The organism is Paracoccus panacisoli (assembly GCF_042435015.1).
Taxonomy (GTDB): Bacteria; Pseudomonadota; Alphaproteobacteria; order Rhodobacterales; family Rhodobacteraceae; genus Paracoccus; species Paracoccus panacisoli.
Genome location: NZ_JBHMQU010000059.1, coordinates 35,353 through 50,325, shown reverse-complemented (window position 1 = coordinate 50,325; position 14,973 = coordinate 35,353). Strand labels below are relative to the sequence as shown.

Sequence of the window (14,973 nt, the reverse complement as noted above, 5' to 3'; positions counted from 1 at the left end):
CCGACCGGGGAACGGCGCGTGAGCGGCCTCGGCCACGTCCTGCTCTCGTCGATGCGGGACGAGGGGCCCTATGTCCTCGAATACGTCGCCCATCACCGCGCCATCGGCTTCGACCGGCTGTTCATCGCCTCGAACGACTGCCGCGACGGGACCGACCTCGTGCTCGACGCGCTCGACGCGGCCGGCGCCGTCACCCACCACCGCAGCACCCTCGCGCCGCGCGACATCCCCCAGCACGCGGCCTATGCGGCGATGCGCAAGGCGCACGGGCTCGACCGCGCCGACTGGCTGATGGTGCTGGACGCCGACGAGTTCCTCGACGTGACCACCGGCGCGGGCCGCGTGCAGGACCTGACCGACGCGGCGGGCGAGGATGCTGACATCATCATCCTCAACCCCCACACCTTCGGCTCGACCGAGGACCCGCTCTGGCATCCGGGCCTCGTCACCGAGCAGTTCACCCGCCGCGCCGCCGCGCGCTCGGCCCACAACGCGCCGGTCAAGTCGCTGGCCCGCGGGCTCGAGCGGTTCGGTGCCATCCACAACCACAGCGTCACCGCCTATACCGGGGCGGCGCCGCTGACGGTGATGCGGGGGGACGGGACGCGGTTCACCCTGCCGGGCGACGACCCGCATCTGTGGCGCAACCTGCGCCGGTTGCCGGTGGCCGACATCCGCCACGGGCTCGCGCACTACAACCACTACGCGGTGAAATCGCTCGCCGCCTACTGCCTGCGGCAGTTGCGCGGCCGCGGCGCGCGGCCGGTGAGCGAGGCGAACACGCGCCACGACACGCTGTATTTCGACCGGCTGGCGCGGCTGCGGGTGCAGGACACCGGGTTTGCGGCCCGCCACGGCGACCGGCTGCGCGCCGAATACGCCCGGCTTCTGGCGCTGCCCGGCGTGGCCGAGGCGCAGGCCGAGACCGAGCGTCGTTATGGCGCGCTGATCGAGGCGCTGGTCTAGGCACCGCCGGTGCCGTCGCCGCCCTCAGCCGGCGCGGGCGGCGGGGCCGGGTCGGCCGCCCCCTCGGCCGGCTCGGAGGACGCCACGTCGGCATCGTGCGCCCCGACCTGCGCCGACCCGGCCAGCGCCGGGCCGAGCCGTTCCCAGCTTTCCCACATCGGCCAGGGCCGCGTGACCCCCTCGATCCCGACGAAGCCGTAGCGCGCCGAAAGCTGGCCCGCCGCCTGATCCAGCGGATGCCCCGTCGCTGCGAGATAGAGCGCGGTGGCCAGCCCGGTGCGGTCCGCCCCGCCCTCGCAATGGACCAGCAGCGGCTTCGGCGCGTCGCGCATCAGCGCCACCAGCCGCTCGGCGTCCGCCCGGCTCAGCGACTGCGACGAGAGCAGCGGCACATCGTAATGCGCCACGCCCGCGGCCGAGGCGGCGGCGACCTCGGGCGGGTACCACGCCGCGCCGGGGTTCGAGCCGCGCAGGTTCAGCACGCTGCGGATGCCGTCGCGGGCGATCCGGTCGCTCAACTCCTCGCCGCTGAGCTGGGCCGAGCGGTAGAGCTCGCCCGGCAGCACCGCGTGGTAGTTGCCGGACTGGTAGAGCCCGCCGAACCAGCACACGGCCAGCATCAGCGCGGCCAGCAGCAGCATCCCGGCGCGGGTGGCGAGCCCCTTCACGGGCACCCTCTCGCGCGACGGGTCATGCCGAGATGCCGAAGATCCGGCCCACCCCCATGGTGACGGCCATCGCAAAGGCGCCCCAGACGAGCACGCGGATCGTCGCCGGCAAGAGCGGCGCGCCCCCGGCCCGCGCGCCCACCGCGCCGAGGATCGCCAGCGCGACCAGCGTCACCACCAGCACCACCGGGATCACCATCCCGGCCGGCGCCAGCACCGCCGCCGCCAGCGGCACCGCCGCGGCAATGGCAAAGGTCACCAGCGAGGCCAGCGCCGCCTGCAGCGGATTGGCCTGGTTCACGTCATGCAGCCCCAGTTCCTCGCGCGCGTGCGCGCCGAGCGCGTCGTGCAGCGTCACCTCGCGCGCCGCCTGCAACGCGGTGGCGGCGGTCATCCCGCGGCTCTCGAAGATCGCGGCGAGTTCGGCGAGCTCCTGGTCCGGCATCTCGGCCAGCGCCGTGCGCTCGCGGTCGAGGTCGGCGCGCTCGATGTCGGACTGGCTCGAGACCGAGACATACTCGCCCGCCGCCATCGACATGGCGCCCGCCGCGAGCCCCGCGGCGCCGGCGATCAGGATCGCCTGCGGCGAGGGGTCGGCGGCGGCCACGCCCACGATCAGCGCGCTGACCGAGACGATGCCGTCGTTCGCCCCCAGCACCGCCGCCCTGAGCCAGTTGGCCCGGTTGATCATGTGCGGCGCCTCGGGGTGAGCCGAGGCGTCCTGCGAGTATTCCGTCATGCGCGTTTCCGTCCCGTGATCATGGCCCGCACCAGGTTTTCGCCGTGGTGCAGCGATTCCCACACTACCCCGGCGACATGGGCGGCCACCAGCACCAGGATCAGGGTGGCGGCGGTCTCGTGGATGCCTTCCATCAGCTCCGAGCCCCAGAACCGGTCGGTGCCCATCAGCCAGCTCGAGATGCAGGTCACGAGGATCGTGGCCAGCAGCGCGACGATCATCGCGCCGCCGGCGGGGTTGTGGCCCAGGTACCGGCGCTCCTGCCCACGGACGAGGTCGCGCAGATAGCCGAGCACCCGGGCCGGGCCTGCGACGAAGTCGGCGAACCGCGCGTGGCGGCTGCCGACGACGCCCCAGACCAGGCGCGCCGCGACCAGCGCCAGAGCCGTGTAACCGATCCAGATGTGGACCCGCTTGGCGTCCTCGGTCAGCCAGGCCGCGGCGATCAGCCCCACCAGCGACCAGTGGAAGACCCGGACGAAGCGGTCCCAGACGGGAACCATCGGCGTGGTCGCGGCGGCCATCTCAGCTGTCCTCGCCGACCGGCTCGAAGGTGACCGGATCGAAGTAGACCTCGACCTTCTTGCCGTCCTTGTCGGTGGCATAGACCTCGTAGCAGCCCTCGTCGGTCTTGACGTTCTTGATCGTCCAGCCCTCGGCGGTCAGCTTGGTCTTCAGCTCTTCGACGGGCTTCCAGCTCGCTTCGGGCTGCTTGCACTCGACCTCGGCGGCGAAGGCGGGGGTGAGGGCGGTCAGGCCCATCAGGGCGGCGGCGGCAATCGTCAGACGCATCGGATGTCTCCCGTGAAGATGCAGTTGCGATGGGGGGTGTTTGCCCCGGTCAGCTTGCGGTCAGCTTGCGACGCCATGCAGGATGCGCGGGGCAGGATGCCCCCCGCCGCAACCCCCACACAGACCACCGCCGAAAGGACCCCCTCATGCGCCTTCTGATCGTCGAGGACAGCGCGCCCCTGGCCGAGGCCGTGGCCCGCCACCTCACCGCGCAGGGCCATGCGGTGGACCGCGCCGCCACCCTGGCCGAGGCCGAGGATGCCGTGGCGGTCGCCGAATACGCGCTGATCCTGCTCGACCTCGGGCTGCCGGACGGCTCGGGGCTGGGGTTCCTGCGCGCCCGCCGCGCGGCGCAGGACCGCACGCCCATCGTCATCGCCACCGCCCGCGACCAGATCAGCGACCGCATCGCCGGCCTCGACGCCGGCGCCGACGACTACGTCGTCAAGCCCTACGACCTCGAGGAGCTCGCCGCCCGCATCCGCGCCAATGCCCGGCGCGGGCAGGACAGCCCGGCCACCGTCATCGACCTCGGCGGCGTCACCGTGGACCGCGCCCGCCGCCGGGTCCACGCCGGCGGCGCCGAGGTGCGCCTGACCCAGCGCGAATGGGCGCTCTTCGACACGCTGCTCGGCGCCCGCGGCCGGGTGCTGGGCAAGCCCGCGCTCGAGGACGCGCTCTTCGCCTTCGACGCCGAGATCGAGGGCAACGCCGTCGAGGTCTACGTCAGCCGCCTGCGCCGCAAGCTGGGGCAGGGGGTGATCGAGACGCGCCGCGGCCTCGGCTACCTGATCCCGTGAGCGGCCCCGCCATGCCCCCCGCTCCGCCTCACGCCATGCCCCCCGCCATGCCTCACGCTTCGGCCCCGCCCCGCGCGCCGGCCGGCTACAGCCTGACCCGGCGGCTCTCGCTCAGGGTGCTGGCGCTGACCGGCGCGGGCTGGCTCCTGGCCGTGGCGGTCGCCATCGCCGTCCTCGACCACGAGACGGGCGAGACCCTGGACGACGCCCTCGGACGCGAGGCGCAGCTCCTCGCGGCGATGGCGGCCAACGGCGCGGCGCTGCCGGCGCTGCCGAGCGACGACCGCATCCTTGCCCTGATCCCTCCCTCTTCCTCTTGCGCAAATATCCCGGGGTCCGGGGCAGCGCCCCGGCCGGCGGGGCCGCCCGCGCCGCCGTGGCCGCCCGCGCCCAGCCCCGCCACGCCCCCCGCCACGGCCCCCGGCAAGGCCGAGATCACCCGGCGCGGCGGCTGGGTGGTGGCCGGGGTCACGCTGCAAGACGGCCGCCGCCTCGAACTGGGCGAGCCGCTGGCCCTGCGCCGCCACGAGCTGATCGAGAGCCTGCGCGGCCTCCTCGCCGCCATGCTGCCGGTGGCGCTGGCGCTGATGTGGGTGGTGCGGCGCACGCTGGGGCAGGCGCTCCGGCCCGTGGCGGCGCTGTCGGCGACGCTCTCGGGGCGGGACGCGGCCGACCTCGCGCCGCTCGACAGCGCCGGGCTGCCGGCCGAGCTGGCGCCGGTGGCGGCCAACCTCAACCGCTACCTCGCCCGCATCCAGGGGCTGATGACGGCCGAGCGCGACTTCGCCGCCCACGCCGCCCACGAGCTGCGCACCCCCGTCGCCGCCGCCCGGGCCGAGGCGCAGCTGCTCGCCCGCCGGCCCGAGGTCGCGGCCGACGCCGGGCGGATCGTCGCGGCGCTCGACCGCATCACCGCGCTGACCGAGCGGCTCTTGCAGCTCTCGCGGGCCGAATCGGGGATCGGGCTGGCGCGCGGGCCGGTGGACCTCGCGGCGCTGGTGCCGATGGCGCTGGACGATCTGCCGGTGCTGCCGGGGCGGCCGCTCGGCTATGACGACGGCGACCTCGAGACCGCGGTGGTCGAGGGCGACGCCGACGGCATCGCCATCCTGATCCGCAACCTGGCCGAGAACGCGCTGCGCCACGGGACCGGCCCGGTCCGGGTCACGCTCGCGGCGGGACCGCGGCTGACGGTGACCAACCCGGTGGGGCCCGGGGCGCGGTTCCGCATGGGCCGGCTCGACCGCGACCCGGCGTCCGAGGGCACCGGCCTCGGCCTCACCATCGCCGCCAAGCTGGCCGAGCAATCCGGCGCGCGGCTGACCACCGGCATCGCCGGGGGCGTGGCCACCGCCGTCCTCGACTGGTCGCGCTGAGGGGGCCTATTCGGCGGCGCGGGTGGCGCTGTTGGGGCTGAGCGTGTGGTCCAGCGGCTCGTAGCCCGACTGGTCCTCTTCCGCCTCGCAATCGCCCGACATCGGGTCCTGCTTCATGCGGAACCCGCGTTCGAGCTGGTCGAACGGCGCCACCGGATAATCGCCCGAGAAACACGCATCGCAATACTGCGGCGCCCGGGCATCGCGCCCCTTGGCCTCGCCCACCGCCCTATAAAGCCCGTCGAGCGAGACGAAGGCGAGGCTGTCCACCCCGATCCACTCGCGCATCTCGTCCGGCGTCATGTGCGCGGCCAGCAGCTTGTCGCGGTCGGGCGTGTCCACGCCGTAGAAGCAGGGCCAGGCGGTCGGGGGCGAGGCGATGCGGAAATGCACCTCGGCCGCGCCGGCATCGAGGATCATGTCCTTGATCTTGCGGCTCGTGGTCCCGCGGACCACCGAATCGTCCACCAGCACCACGCGCTTGCCGCGCACCAGTGCCCGGTTGACGTTCAGCTTGAGCCGGACGCCCATGTTGCGGATCTGCTCGGTTGGCTCGATGAAGGTGCGGCCCATGTACTGGTTGCGGATGATCCCCATGCCGAAGGGGATGCCGCTTTCGCGCGCATAGCCGATCGCCGCCGGCGTGCCCGAGTCGGGCACCGGGCAGACGAGGTCGGCCTCGACCGGCGCCTCGCGCGCCAGTTCCACCCCGATCTGGCTGCGCGTCTCGTAGACCGAGCGCCCGCCGATGATCGAATCGGGGCGGCTGAAATAGACGTGCTCGAAGATGCAGAACCGCCCCGTCGAGGGGCCGAAAGGGCGCGAGGTCTCGACCTTGCCCTTCGAGATCACCACCATCTCGCCCGGCTCGATCTCGCGCACGAACTCGGCCCCGATGATGTCGAGCGCGCAGGTCTCGGAGGCGAGCGCATAGGCGCCCTCGCCCAGCCGGCCCAGCACCAGCGGGCGCACGCCCAGCGGGTCGCGCACCCCGATCAGCTTGGTGCGGGTCATGGCAATGACCGAGAAGGCGCCCTCCACCCGGCGCAGCGCGTCCTTCATCCGCTCGGGGATGTTGCGCTGGATGGACCGGGCCATCAGGTGGATGATGCACTCGCTGTCCGAGCCGGACTGGAAGATCGAGCCGCGCTCGATCAGCTCGCGCCGCAGCGCCAGCGCGTTGGTGATGTTGCCGTTGTGGGCGATGGCGCAGCCGCCCATGGCGAACTCGCCGAAGAAGGGCTGGATGTCGCGGATCGCCGGCCCCTTGGCGCCGGCGGTCGAATAGCGGACGTGGCCGATGGCGAGCTCGCCCGGCAGCGTCTCCATCAGCGAGGCCTTGGTGAAGTTGTCGCGGACGTAGCCGAAGCGGTGGGCGCTGTTGAACCCCTTGTCGGGGTCGAAGGCGACGATGCCGCCCGCCTCCTGCCCGCGGTGCTGCAGCGCGTGCAGCCCGAGCGCGACGAAGTTCGCCGCCTCGGCAACGCCGTTGACGCCGAAGACGCCGCATTCCTCGTGCAGCCGGTCGCTGTCGAAGGGGTCGGCGAGGAAAGGCTGCTGGGACATGGCTGGGGCTCGGGGCTTCTGGCCGGACGCGCGGCCGAGTCGGGAAGGGCAGGACAGGGTCTGTCGGGATGAGGCAGAGATAGGCACTCGGCGCGGGAAAGTCACGGGGTCAGGGCAGCCCGCCCGCCAGACGTCGCATCCGGCCGTTGCAGGGGCCAGGGCGCGGGGAGGGGGCGGCCGGAGACGTTCGCACGAACTGTGCATGAACATCGCATGAACGATGCACGAACCCCGAACGGATCGTGCATCGCCGTTTCCGGCAAAAGTGGGGATTTCCGCCGTGCCGCCCGGCGCCGTTCATACGCCCGGCGCAACGCCCGCCGCGCGGGGCGGACGCGCAACGCCGTCAGTTGGCCGGCGCGGTCGGGGTCGCCGGAGTCGTGGTCGTCGTGGTCGTCGTCGTGGTGGTCGCGGCCGAGGTCCCCGCCGCGGCAGGCGCCGTCGCGGTCGGGCCGCAGTCGCGCACCAGCTGCTCGAACCGCGCGGCCAGCCAGCCGGGCGCGTCCTGCGGGATCTGCTGGTTCAGCCGCCCGCTCATCTGCTGGAACACCTGCGCCGAGCGCGACTGGTCCACCATCGCCACCCGCTCGGTCGTCATGATCCGGTCATAGACGATGAAGGCGATCACGACGAGCAGGATGCCCCGCGCCACGCCGAACAGAAAGCCCATGCCCTGATCCACCCCGCCCAGCGCAGAGCGTTGAACGACCGAGGAAAACAGCGGCGTCAGGATCGAGAACAGCACCAGCGCCAGGGCGAACACCACGGCGAAGCCGGCGATGGTGCCCAGCTCGCAGTTGTCGGCGATCAGGCTGTTCAGATAGGGGATCTGGGCGATCAGCGGCCGCACCGCCGGGGCGAAGATGAAGGCCAGCACCGCGGCCCCGATCCAGCCCAGGATCGCCAGCGATTCGCGCACGAAGCCGCGCGAATAGGCCAGGATGGCCGACAGGATGATGATCGCGGCGACGATGCCGTCGATCAGGGTGAATCCGTCCATGTGTCTCCGCCCTCGATGCGGACCGCCCGCGCGGCCCGTGCTTTGGGGGCGGCGTGGGGTCAGCCGGCCCCGAACGTCTCGCCCGTGAAACTCGTGAGGTCAGCCACCCGCGAGAGTGTCAGCCCCTCGCCGCCCTCGACCTTCTGGACCGCGGGCAGCATCGCGTGGGAAAAACCAAGTTTCCGCGCTTCTTTCAACCTGTTTTCGGCCTGCCCCACCGGCCTGAGCGCCCCCGAGAGGCTGATCTCGCCGAAAAAGACAGTCTCGGCCGGCAGCGGATGATCCTCGCGCGCGCTGAGCAGCGCCGCCGCGATGGCGAGGTCCGCGGCGGGTTCCGCGACCCGCATCCCCCCCGCCACGTTCAGGAACACGTCGAGCCCCGCGAAGGGCACCGCGCAGCGCGCCTCGAGCACCGCGAGGATGGTCGAGACCCGCCCCCCGTCCAGCCCCACCACCGTCCGGCGGGGCGAGGCGAGCGTCGAGGGCGCGACCAGCGCCTGCACCTCGGTCAGCACCGGCCGGGTGCCCTCGATCCCGGCAAAGACGGCGCTGCCGGCGACCGGCTGGCCGCGTTCGGACAGGAACAGCGCCGAGGGGTTGGTGACCTCGGCCAGCCCCGCGCCGGTCATCTCGAACACCCCGATCTCGCCCGAGGGGCCGAAGCGGTTCTTGACCGCGCGCAGGATGCGGAACTGGTGGCCGCGCTCGCCCTCGAAATAGAGCACGGTGTCGACCATGTGCTCGACCACCCGCGGCCCGGCGATCTGGCCGTCCTTGGTGACGTGGCCGACGATGACGACCGCGACGCCGGTGCGCTTGGCGAATGTCACAAGCTCGTGAGCGGCGGCCCGGACCTGCCCGACGCTGCCGGGCGCGGCCTCGACCGTGTCGCTCCACAGCGTCTGGATCGAGTCGATCACGGCCACCTCGGGCCGCTCGGCGTCGAGGGTGGTCAGGATGTCGCGCAGGCTCGTCTCGGTCCCCAGCCGCACCGGAGCGTCGGCGAGGCCGAGGCGCTGGCCGCGCATCCTGAGCTGGGCGCCGGCCTCTTCGCCCGACAGATAGATGGCGCTGGCGCCCTTGCGCGAGAAGGCGGCGGCAGCCTGCAGCATCAGCGTGGACTTGCCGATCCCCGGATCGCCGCCGACGAGGATCGCGCTGCCCGGCACCAGCCCGCCGCCCAGCACCCGGTCCAGCTCTTCGATCCCCGAGGGGGTGCGCGGCGGTGGCGGCTCGTCGGCGGCCAGCCCGCTCAGCGCCACGACGCGGCCGCGCTGGGCGCCGAGGCCGCGGCCCGGCCCCTGGCTCAGCGGCGCCTCTTCGACGATCGAGTTCCATTCGCCGCAGGCGTCGCAGCGGCCGGACCACTTGCGATGCGCGGCGCCGCAGGCGGTGCAGGTGAAGGCGGTGACGGGCTTGGCCATGGCCCGCCTTGTGGCAGGCCGCGCGGGGGCGGGCAATGGGCGCGGCCGAGGGGGCGGGCGCTGGCACAGTCCGACGCAAAAATGATGCGACCGCGGCCGTGATCCGCGCGTTATACTGGCGTGCGATTTTGAGGCTCGAGTGGACGCTGCCGACGCGGGGAGCTGCGCGTGTCACGACAGACCGAAGCGATCCTTGACCTGATCTATCAGGCGACGCTCGAGCCCGAGCGCTGGCCGGACATCCTTGCCGCGATCTGCGCCTCGACCGGGTTCGCGAGCGGCTGCCTGATCATGGACAGCGCCGCCCCCGGTAGCGCGGCGGGCACCAGCTTCTACGCCACCCGGCGGACCGAGCGGGCCTTGCGCGACTTCGTCGAGGCGGGGCTCTTTGCCTCGTGCGCGGGGCGGCTCGACCGGGTGGGGGACGCGCTCTTCGTCCACGAGGCCGATTTTCCCGCCGCCGTCGCCCGCCGCCCGGCGGTCGAGACGCTGCACCGCCTGGGCCTCTGGGACCAGACCGCCACGCTGCACCGGACCCCGGACGGCCGCCGCTTCGTCTTCACCTTCGAGCGCGAGGCTGGCGCCGCCGGGTTCTCGCGCGAGGCGGTGGGGCGGCTCAACCGGCTGCGCCCGCACATGGTGCGCAGCGTGACGCTGGGCCTGCGCGATCCGACCGCCGAGGCGCGGCCGCAGGGCCCCTCGCTGCTCGGGGCGCTGCCGGGGCCGGCGGTGCTGATCGGCCCCGACGAGGGGGTGTTCGAGGCGAATGCCGCCGCGCTCGCCCATCACCCGCCGCTGGTGCGCGAAACGGGCGGCGAGAGCGGGCGGCTGTCGCTGGCGGGGTGGGAGAATGCCGAGTTCATCCGCGCCCGCATCGGGCTCGCCGCCCGCTTCGGCCGGGGCGTGGACCTGACGCTGAGGCCCCGCGACCCCGCGCTGCCCGAGCAGCGCCTGCAGGCGGTGCCGACGAGCTGGCACGGGGCGGCGGCGCTGCTGGTGACGCTCGATCCCGCGGGCGACGACCCGCCGAGCCGCGACCCGCACGCGCTGATGGACGGGTTCGGCCTGACCCGGCGCGAGGCCGAGCTGACCGCGCTTCTGGCCTGCGGCAGTTCGCTGACCGACGCGGCCCCCGCGCTGGGGATGTCGCGCGAAACCGCGCGGCATCACCTCAAGCAGATCTTCCAGAAGACCGACACCCACCGGCAGGCGCAGCTCGTGGCGCTGGTCTCGCGCGAGGCGTGAGCCGGTCGCGGGGGGGCAGGTTCGGCCCGCGCGGGAATGCCGCATTGCATCCCCCGAACGGGGGACGCCGGGCCCGGACGCGGGTGATACCTTGTCCAGATCGGCCAGCGAGGGGCCGCAGCCGGGCAGCCGCCCGATCCCCGCGCCTCTCGTTCGAGGCCAGTTTCACCGTTCTCCGGTGCAGAGCCGTTTGCCTCTCACCGGGCATTATCGAGGATGACGTTCATGACCACCTTCACTGGAACCGGTGCCAACGATCGGGCCATCGCCGGCTCGATCGTCAGCGGATTTACCGACAACGAATGGCTTCTGCCCGAACTCTACTGGCTGTCGGACCCGATCGGCGACACCATCAACGCGCTTTCAGGCGACGACACCGTCGTTGCCGGCGCGGGCAACGACCTCATCAACGGGGGGCTCGGCAACGACTCGCTCGACGGCGCGGGCGGGAATGACACGATCTACGCCAACGACAGCGCAAGCATCGACGGCTCGGTGCTGGGCGACTGGATCAGCGGCGGGCTTGGCAATGACCTGCTCTACGGGTCGGCCGGCAATGACACGCTGCTTGGCGGCGACGGCGACGACCGGCTGAGCGGCCGTGGGGGCACGAACGAGCTGGACGGGGGCGACGGCAACGACACGCTCTATGGCGGGGCCGGGTACGACAAGATCTCCGGCGGAAACGGCAACGACCGGCTCGACGCCAGTGGCGACACGGTCGGTGACCTGCTCGACGGCGGTTCCGGGACCGACACCGTTTATGGCAGCAGCGGGGCCGATACGATCTACGGCGGTTCCTACAACGACACGCTCTACGGCGGAGCGGGCGACGACCGGATCTATGCGATGTCAGCTGCTCTGTTCGATGGATCGGGCTATGCGGACGTGATGTTCGGGGCGACCGGGAACGATTACATGATCGGCTCGCTCGGCGGTGACATCATCCGCGGCGAGGACGACAACGATACGCTGGCCGGTCGCGCCGGCGACGATTCGCTGGATGGCGGCGACGGCAACGACACGCTCTACGGCGATGGCGGGGCCGATACGATGTCGGGCGGCGGCGGCGCGGACCGGCTGGATGCCGGCGGCGGCGACAACGGGGTCGGCGACGTGATCGACGGCGGCGCGGGCAGCGACACCGTCTACGGCACCAGCGGCGGCGACCAGATCAGCGGCAACTTCGACACCGACCTGATCTATGGCAACGCCGGCAACGACTCGATCTACGCGATGACTGCCGGCAACGAACTCGGGTCGAGCTTCGGCGACAGCCTGTACGGCGGCCTCGGGTCGGACCTGCTGGCCGGGTCCGGCGGCAACGACGTTATCTTCGGCCAGGAGGACAACGACACCATCCGCGGTAACGGCGGCAATGATACGCTCAACGGTGGCGGCGGGGTCAATTCGGTCCGCGGCGGCGCGGGCAACGACCGCATCGTCTCGGGCGGGTTCGGCACCTATCTCGGCGAGGACGGCGACGACGTGATGGTCGCCGGCGCCCAGTCCGGGACCGAGACGATGGACGGCGGTGCAGGCGTGGACCTGATCTATATCAGCAACGGCGCCATCGCCTATCTGATGGACATGACCAGCGGCACCACCAACCTCGGCGGCGAGAGCTTCACCGGGTTCGAGTGGGTGACCTGCGGCAGCGCCAGCGATACGATCCTCGGGTCCGCGGACAGCAACCGGATCTGGGGCAACGCGGGCGACGACCTGCTGCGGGGCTTCGGCGGCTATGATATCCTCGTCGGCGGACCCGGCAATGACACGTTGCAGGGCGGTGAGGGATCGGACCGGCTGATGGGCCGGGCGGGCGCGGACGTGTTCCAGTTCCTCGCGCCGTCCGAATCGGCGCCCGGCGCGCTCGACTGGATCGACGGCTTCGAGGGGGCCGGGGCCGCGGGTGGGGACGTCATCGATGTCTCGACGGTGGATGCCAACGAGGTCGTGGCCGGGAACCAGGCGTTCACTTGGAACGGCACGACGCCCGGCGGCGCCGGCCGCGTCTGGGTCGGCGCGAACGGCACTGACACGATGGTCTATTTCAACACCGACGCCGACGCAGTGATCGAGATGGCGATCCGCATCCTCGATGGTGGCGTGGCTCATACCGCCTATGGGGCCGGCGACTTCATGCTGTGAGGCGACGCGGGCGGAACTGCCTCCGCCTCGTTCAGGGACTGCCGGGGCGCCTCCCTCCCGGCCGCGGGCGGCGGACCATGGGCGCGTGGGGCGCCCGTGACAGCCGTTCGACGGGCGCGCGCGCAGCATGGGGGCGCGCGCGCCTTGTCGTGTCGGGGCGCCCTCGCCCGCGCTTCACGCCAATGTCGGCTTGCCAACCCCGTCCGCCGCGGCCAGTTTGCCGCGACCCCGACGAAAGGCCGCCCGGCATGGCGAACCCCCCTCCGTTCTCGCGCTACGAGTTCCTGATCGCCTGGCGCTACCTGCGCGCCCGCCGCGCCGAGGGCGGGGTCTCGACCATGACCTGGATCAGCCTCATCGGCATCGCGCTGGGGGTGATGGCGCTGATCGCCACCCTCGCCGTGCGCTCGGGCTTTCGCACCGAGTTCGTGGACACGATCCTCGGCGCCAACGCGCACACCACCGTCTACATGCCGCCCGGCCAGATCGTGAATGACCTGACCGACGAGGTCTATACCGTCGCCGGCACCATCAGCGACTATCCCGACGCGGTGGCGCGGATCGAGGCGATCCCCGGCGTCACCCGCGCCGACCCGGTGGTGAAGGGGCAGGTGATGGCCAGCGTCGGCGACCGATCGAACGTGGCCGAGGTGCACGGGCTGTCGCTCGCGGACCTCAAGGCCATCCCCCGCGTCGCCGATCCCGAGACGGGGGCGGGCGACATCGACGCCTTCGACCGCGGCATCGCCATCGGCTCGGGCATCGCCCGCGACCTCGGCGCCTCGGTGGGCGACCGGCTGCAGCTCATCTCGCCGCAAGGGGCGCAGACGGCGTTCGGCACCACGCCGCGGATCGCCACCTATGAGGTCGTCTATGTCTTCACCGCCGGGCGCTACGACATCGACCGCACCCGCATCTACATGCCGCTGCCCGAGGCGCAGTCCTATTTCAACCGCGAGGGCGAGGTCGACGAGATCCAGGTCTACGCCTCCGACCCCGAGCGGGTGGACCGCCTGACGCCCGCGCTGACCGAGGCGGTGCCGGGCAGCGTCGTCTGGACGTGGCGCGACGCCTCGGGGTCGTTCCTCTCGGCGCTCGACATCGAGGATGACGTGATGTTCGTGATCCTGTCGGTGCTGGTGCTGATCGCGGCCATGAACATCACCTCGGGGCTGATCATGCTGGTCAAGAACAAGGGCCGCGACATCGGCATCCTGCGGACGATGGGGCTGACCGAGGGGGCGATCCTGCGGGTGTTCTTCCTCTGCGGCGCCTTCACCGGGGTGATCGGGACGATCGCGGGGGTGATCCTCGGCGTTCTCCTCGCGCTCAACATCGACGGCATCATGGCGGGTATCAACTGGCTGACCAGCGGGGGGGCGTGGGACCCTGCGGTGCGCGGGATCTATCGCCTGCCGGCCGAGCTCAGGGGCATCGACATCGCCAAGGCGGTCGGCCTGTCGCTGGTGCTGTCGTTCCTCGTCACCATCTTCCCGGCCCGCCGTGCGGCCCGGATGAACCCGGTCGAGGCGCTGCGCCATGAGTGACGTGCGAGAGGACGTGCTGCGGCTCGAGGGGGTCAGCAAGACCTACAATCCCGGCTCTCCTGCCGCCGTCGAGGTGCTGCGCGGGCTGGACCTGAGCGTGGCCCGCGGCGAGGTGGTGGCGCTCGTCGCGCCCTCGGGGGCGGGGAAATCGACGCTGCTGCACATCGCGGGGCTGCTCGACACCCCCGACGCGGGCCGGGTCTGGCTGAACGGGCGCGACATGACGGGCCTTGGCGACCGCGCGAGGACCGAGGCGCGGCGGCGCGAGCTGGGCTTCGTCTATCAGTTCCACCACCTGCTGCCCGAGTTCACGGCGCTGGAGAACGTGGTCCTGCCGCAGCTCGCCAACGCCGTCCCCGACGCGGCCGCGCGTGCGCGGGCCGCGGGCCTCTTGGGCCGTGTCGGCCTTGGCCCCCGCGCCGATCACCGCCCGGCGGAGCTTTCGGGCGGCGAGGCGCAGCGGGTGGCCTTCTGCCGCGCGCTCGCCAACGGGCCGGCGCTGCTTCTGGCCGACGAGCCGACCGGCAACCTCGACCCCGCCACCTCGGATCAGGTCTTTGCGGTGCTGATGGAGGTAGTCCGCGAGACCGGCCTCAGCGCGCTGATCGCCACCCACAACATGGAGCTGGCGGGGCGGATGGACCGGGTCGTGCGGCTGGGGTGAGGCCCGGCGAGGGTTGCGCGGGGTGGCCCGGGCGG

General features: G+C 72.2%; 13 protein-coding genes and 1 pseudogene. 7 read left to right on the top strand and 7 right to left on the bottom strand.

Features of this window, described 5'->3' with window-relative positions:
* Positions 1 to 18: 18 nt before the first annotated feature.
* Positions 19 to 966 carry a glycosyltransferase family 2 protein gene (locus ACFHYO_RS12215; protein ID WP_394320711.1) on the top strand — a complete coding sequence of 316 codons (948 nt, stop codon included), beginning with the start codon at positions 19 to 21 and terminating at the stop codon, positions 964 to 966.
* Here the strand turns inward: ACFHYO_RS12215 and ACFHYO_RS12210 are convergent.
* Genes ACFHYO_RS12210 through ACFHYO_RS12195 form a run of 4 tightly spaced genes read right to left on the bottom strand, consistent with a single transcriptional unit; the run spans position 963 to position 3,165 of the window.
* A complete protein-coding gene (locus tag ACFHYO_RS12210) occupies positions 963 to 1,634 on the bottom strand; it encodes a tyrosine-protein phosphatase (RefSeq protein ID WP_394320709.1) in 672 nt (223 codons plus the stop codon). The two genes, ACFHYO_RS12215 and ACFHYO_RS12210, sit on opposite strands and share 4 nt — an antisense overlap.
* Positions 1,635 to 1,656: 22 nt before the next feature.
* Positions 1,657 to 2,373 (bottom strand): VIT1/CCC1 transporter family protein, encoded by a 717-nt coding sequence (locus tag ACFHYO_RS12205; protein WP_036705459.1) that lies wholly within the window; start codon positions 2,371 to 2,373, stop codon positions 1,657 to 1,659.
* Complete coding sequence (locus ACFHYO_RS12200; protein ID WP_394320707.1) at positions 2,370 to 2,897, bottom strand: cytochrome b/b6 domain-containing protein; 528 nt, start codon at positions 2,895 to 2,897, stop codon at positions 2,370 to 2,372. Before ACFHYO_RS12200 ends, ACFHYO_RS12205 begins: the two co-directional genes overlap by 4 nt.
* Before the next feature lies 1 nt (position 2,898).
* The gene (locus ACFHYO_RS12195) at positions 2,899 to 3,165 is read right to left on the bottom strand and encodes a PepSY domain-containing protein (RefSeq protein WP_052172129.1); all 267 of its coding nucleotides are present in this window, start codon (positions 3,163 to 3,165) and stop codon (positions 2,899 to 2,901) included.
* A gap of 146 nt (positions 3,166 to 3,311) precedes the next feature.
* On the opposite strand from ACFHYO_RS12195, the gene ACFHYO_RS12190 reads away from it, so the two are divergent.
* A complete protein-coding gene (locus tag ACFHYO_RS12190; protein ID WP_036705463.1) occupies positions 3,312 to 3,965 on the top strand; it encodes a response regulator transcription factor in 654 nt (217 codons plus the stop codon).
* A gap of 47 nt (positions 3,966 to 4,012) precedes the next feature.
* Positions 4,013 to 5,341, top strand: a complete 1,329-nt coding sequence (locus ACFHYO_RS12185; RefSeq protein WP_394320706.1) for a sensor histidine kinase — start codon at positions 4,013 to 4,015, stop codon at positions 5,339 to 5,341.
* Positions 5,342 to 5,452: 111 nt separating this feature from the next.
* Here the strand turns inward: ACFHYO_RS12185 and purF are convergent.
* The 3 genes and pseudogenes from purF to radA form a co-directional block, all read right to left on the bottom strand.
* Positions 5,453 to 6,907, bottom strand: a pseudogene (purF, locus tag ACFHYO_RS12180) (amidophosphoribosyltransferase); the annotation flags it as partial.
* 346 nt (positions 6,908 to 7,253) lie between these two features.
* Complete coding sequence (locus ACFHYO_RS12175) at positions 7,254 to 7,907, bottom strand: CvpA family protein (protein ID WP_394320704.1); 654 nt, start codon at positions 7,905 to 7,907, stop codon at positions 7,254 to 7,256.
* A 59-nt stretch (positions 7,908 to 7,966) separates the two neighbouring features.
* Positions 7,967 to 9,331 carry a DNA repair protein RadA gene (radA, locus tag ACFHYO_RS12170; protein ID WP_036702365.1) on the bottom strand — a complete coding sequence of 455 codons (1,365 nt, stop codon included), beginning with the start codon at positions 9,329 to 9,331 and terminating at the stop codon, positions 7,967 to 7,969.
* A 168-nt stretch (positions 9,332 to 9,499) separates the two neighbouring features.
* Between radA and ACFHYO_RS12165 the strand changes: the two genes are divergently transcribed.
* The 4 genes from ACFHYO_RS12165 (at position 9,500) to ACFHYO_RS12150 (ending at position 14,938) form a co-directional block, all read left to right on the top strand.
* Complete coding sequence (locus ACFHYO_RS12165; protein WP_036733726.1) at positions 9,500 to 10,576, top strand: helix-turn-helix transcriptional regulator; 1,077 nt, start codon at positions 9,500 to 9,502, stop codon at positions 10,574 to 10,576.
* Positions 10,577 to 10,801: 225 nt separating this feature from the next.
* Positions 10,802 to 12,727, top strand: coding sequence for a calcium-binding protein (locus tag ACFHYO_RS12160; RefSeq protein ID WP_394320702.1), 1,926 nt, complete (start codon positions 10,802 to 10,804; stop codon positions 12,725 to 12,727).
* Positions 12,728 to 12,975: 248 nt separating this feature from the next.
* A complete protein-coding gene (locus ACFHYO_RS12155; protein ID WP_394320700.1) occupies positions 12,976 to 14,274 on the top strand; it encodes a lipoprotein-releasing ABC transporter permease subunit in 1,299 nt (432 codons plus the stop codon).
* The gene (locus ACFHYO_RS12150) at positions 14,267 to 14,938 is read left to right on the top strand and encodes an ABC transporter ATP-binding protein (protein ID WP_081969135.1); all 672 of its coding nucleotides are present in this window, start codon (positions 14,267 to 14,269) and stop codon (positions 14,936 to 14,938) included. Before ACFHYO_RS12155 ends, ACFHYO_RS12150 begins: the two co-directional genes overlap by 8 nt.
* The last annotated feature ends 35 nt before the right edge of the window (positions 14,939 to 14,973 follow it).

What these genes read in the sequence shown, in the direction of transcription:
- ACFHYO_RS12190 (WP_036705463.1), top strand. Translation starts at nt 3,312, where the DNA reads ATGCGCCTTCTGATCGTCGAGGACAGCGCGCCCCTGGCCGAGGCCGTG.
- ACFHYO_RS12175 (WP_394320704.1), bottom strand. Translation starts at nt 7,907, where the DNA reads ATGGACGGATTCACCCTGATCGACGGCATCGTCGCCGCGATCATCATC.
- ACFHYO_RS12160 (WP_394320702.1), top strand. Translation starts at nt 10,802, where the DNA reads ATGACCACCTTCACTGGAACCGGTGCCAACGATCGGGCCATCGCCGGC.
- ACFHYO_RS12185 (WP_394320706.1), top strand. Translation starts at nt 4,013, where the DNA reads ATGCCTCACGCTTCGGCCCCGCCCCGCGCGCCGGCCGGCTACAGCCTG.
- ACFHYO_RS12155 (WP_394320700.1), top strand. Translation starts at nt 12,976, where the DNA reads ATGGCGAACCCCCCTCCGTTCTCGCGCTACGAGTTCCTGATCGCCTGG.
- radA (WP_036702365.1), bottom strand. Translation starts at nt 9,331, where the DNA reads ATGGCCAAGCCCGTCACCGCCTTCACCTGCACCGCCTGCGGCGCCGCG.
- ACFHYO_RS12200 (WP_394320707.1), bottom strand. Translation starts at nt 2,897, where the DNA reads ATGGCCGCCGCGACCACGCCGATGGTTCCCGTCTGGGACCGCTTCGTC.
- ACFHYO_RS12195 (WP_052172129.1), bottom strand. Translation starts at nt 3,165, where the DNA reads ATGCGTCTGACGATTGCCGCCGCCGCCCTGATGGGCCTGACCGCCCTC.
- ACFHYO_RS12150 (WP_081969135.1), top strand. Translation starts at nt 14,267, where the DNA reads ATGAGTGACGTGCGAGAGGACGTGCTGCGGCTCGAGGGGGTCAGCAAG.
- ACFHYO_RS12205 (WP_036705459.1), bottom strand. Translation starts at nt 2,373, where the DNA reads ATGACGGAATACTCGCAGGACGCCTCGGCTCACCCCGAGGCGCCGCAC.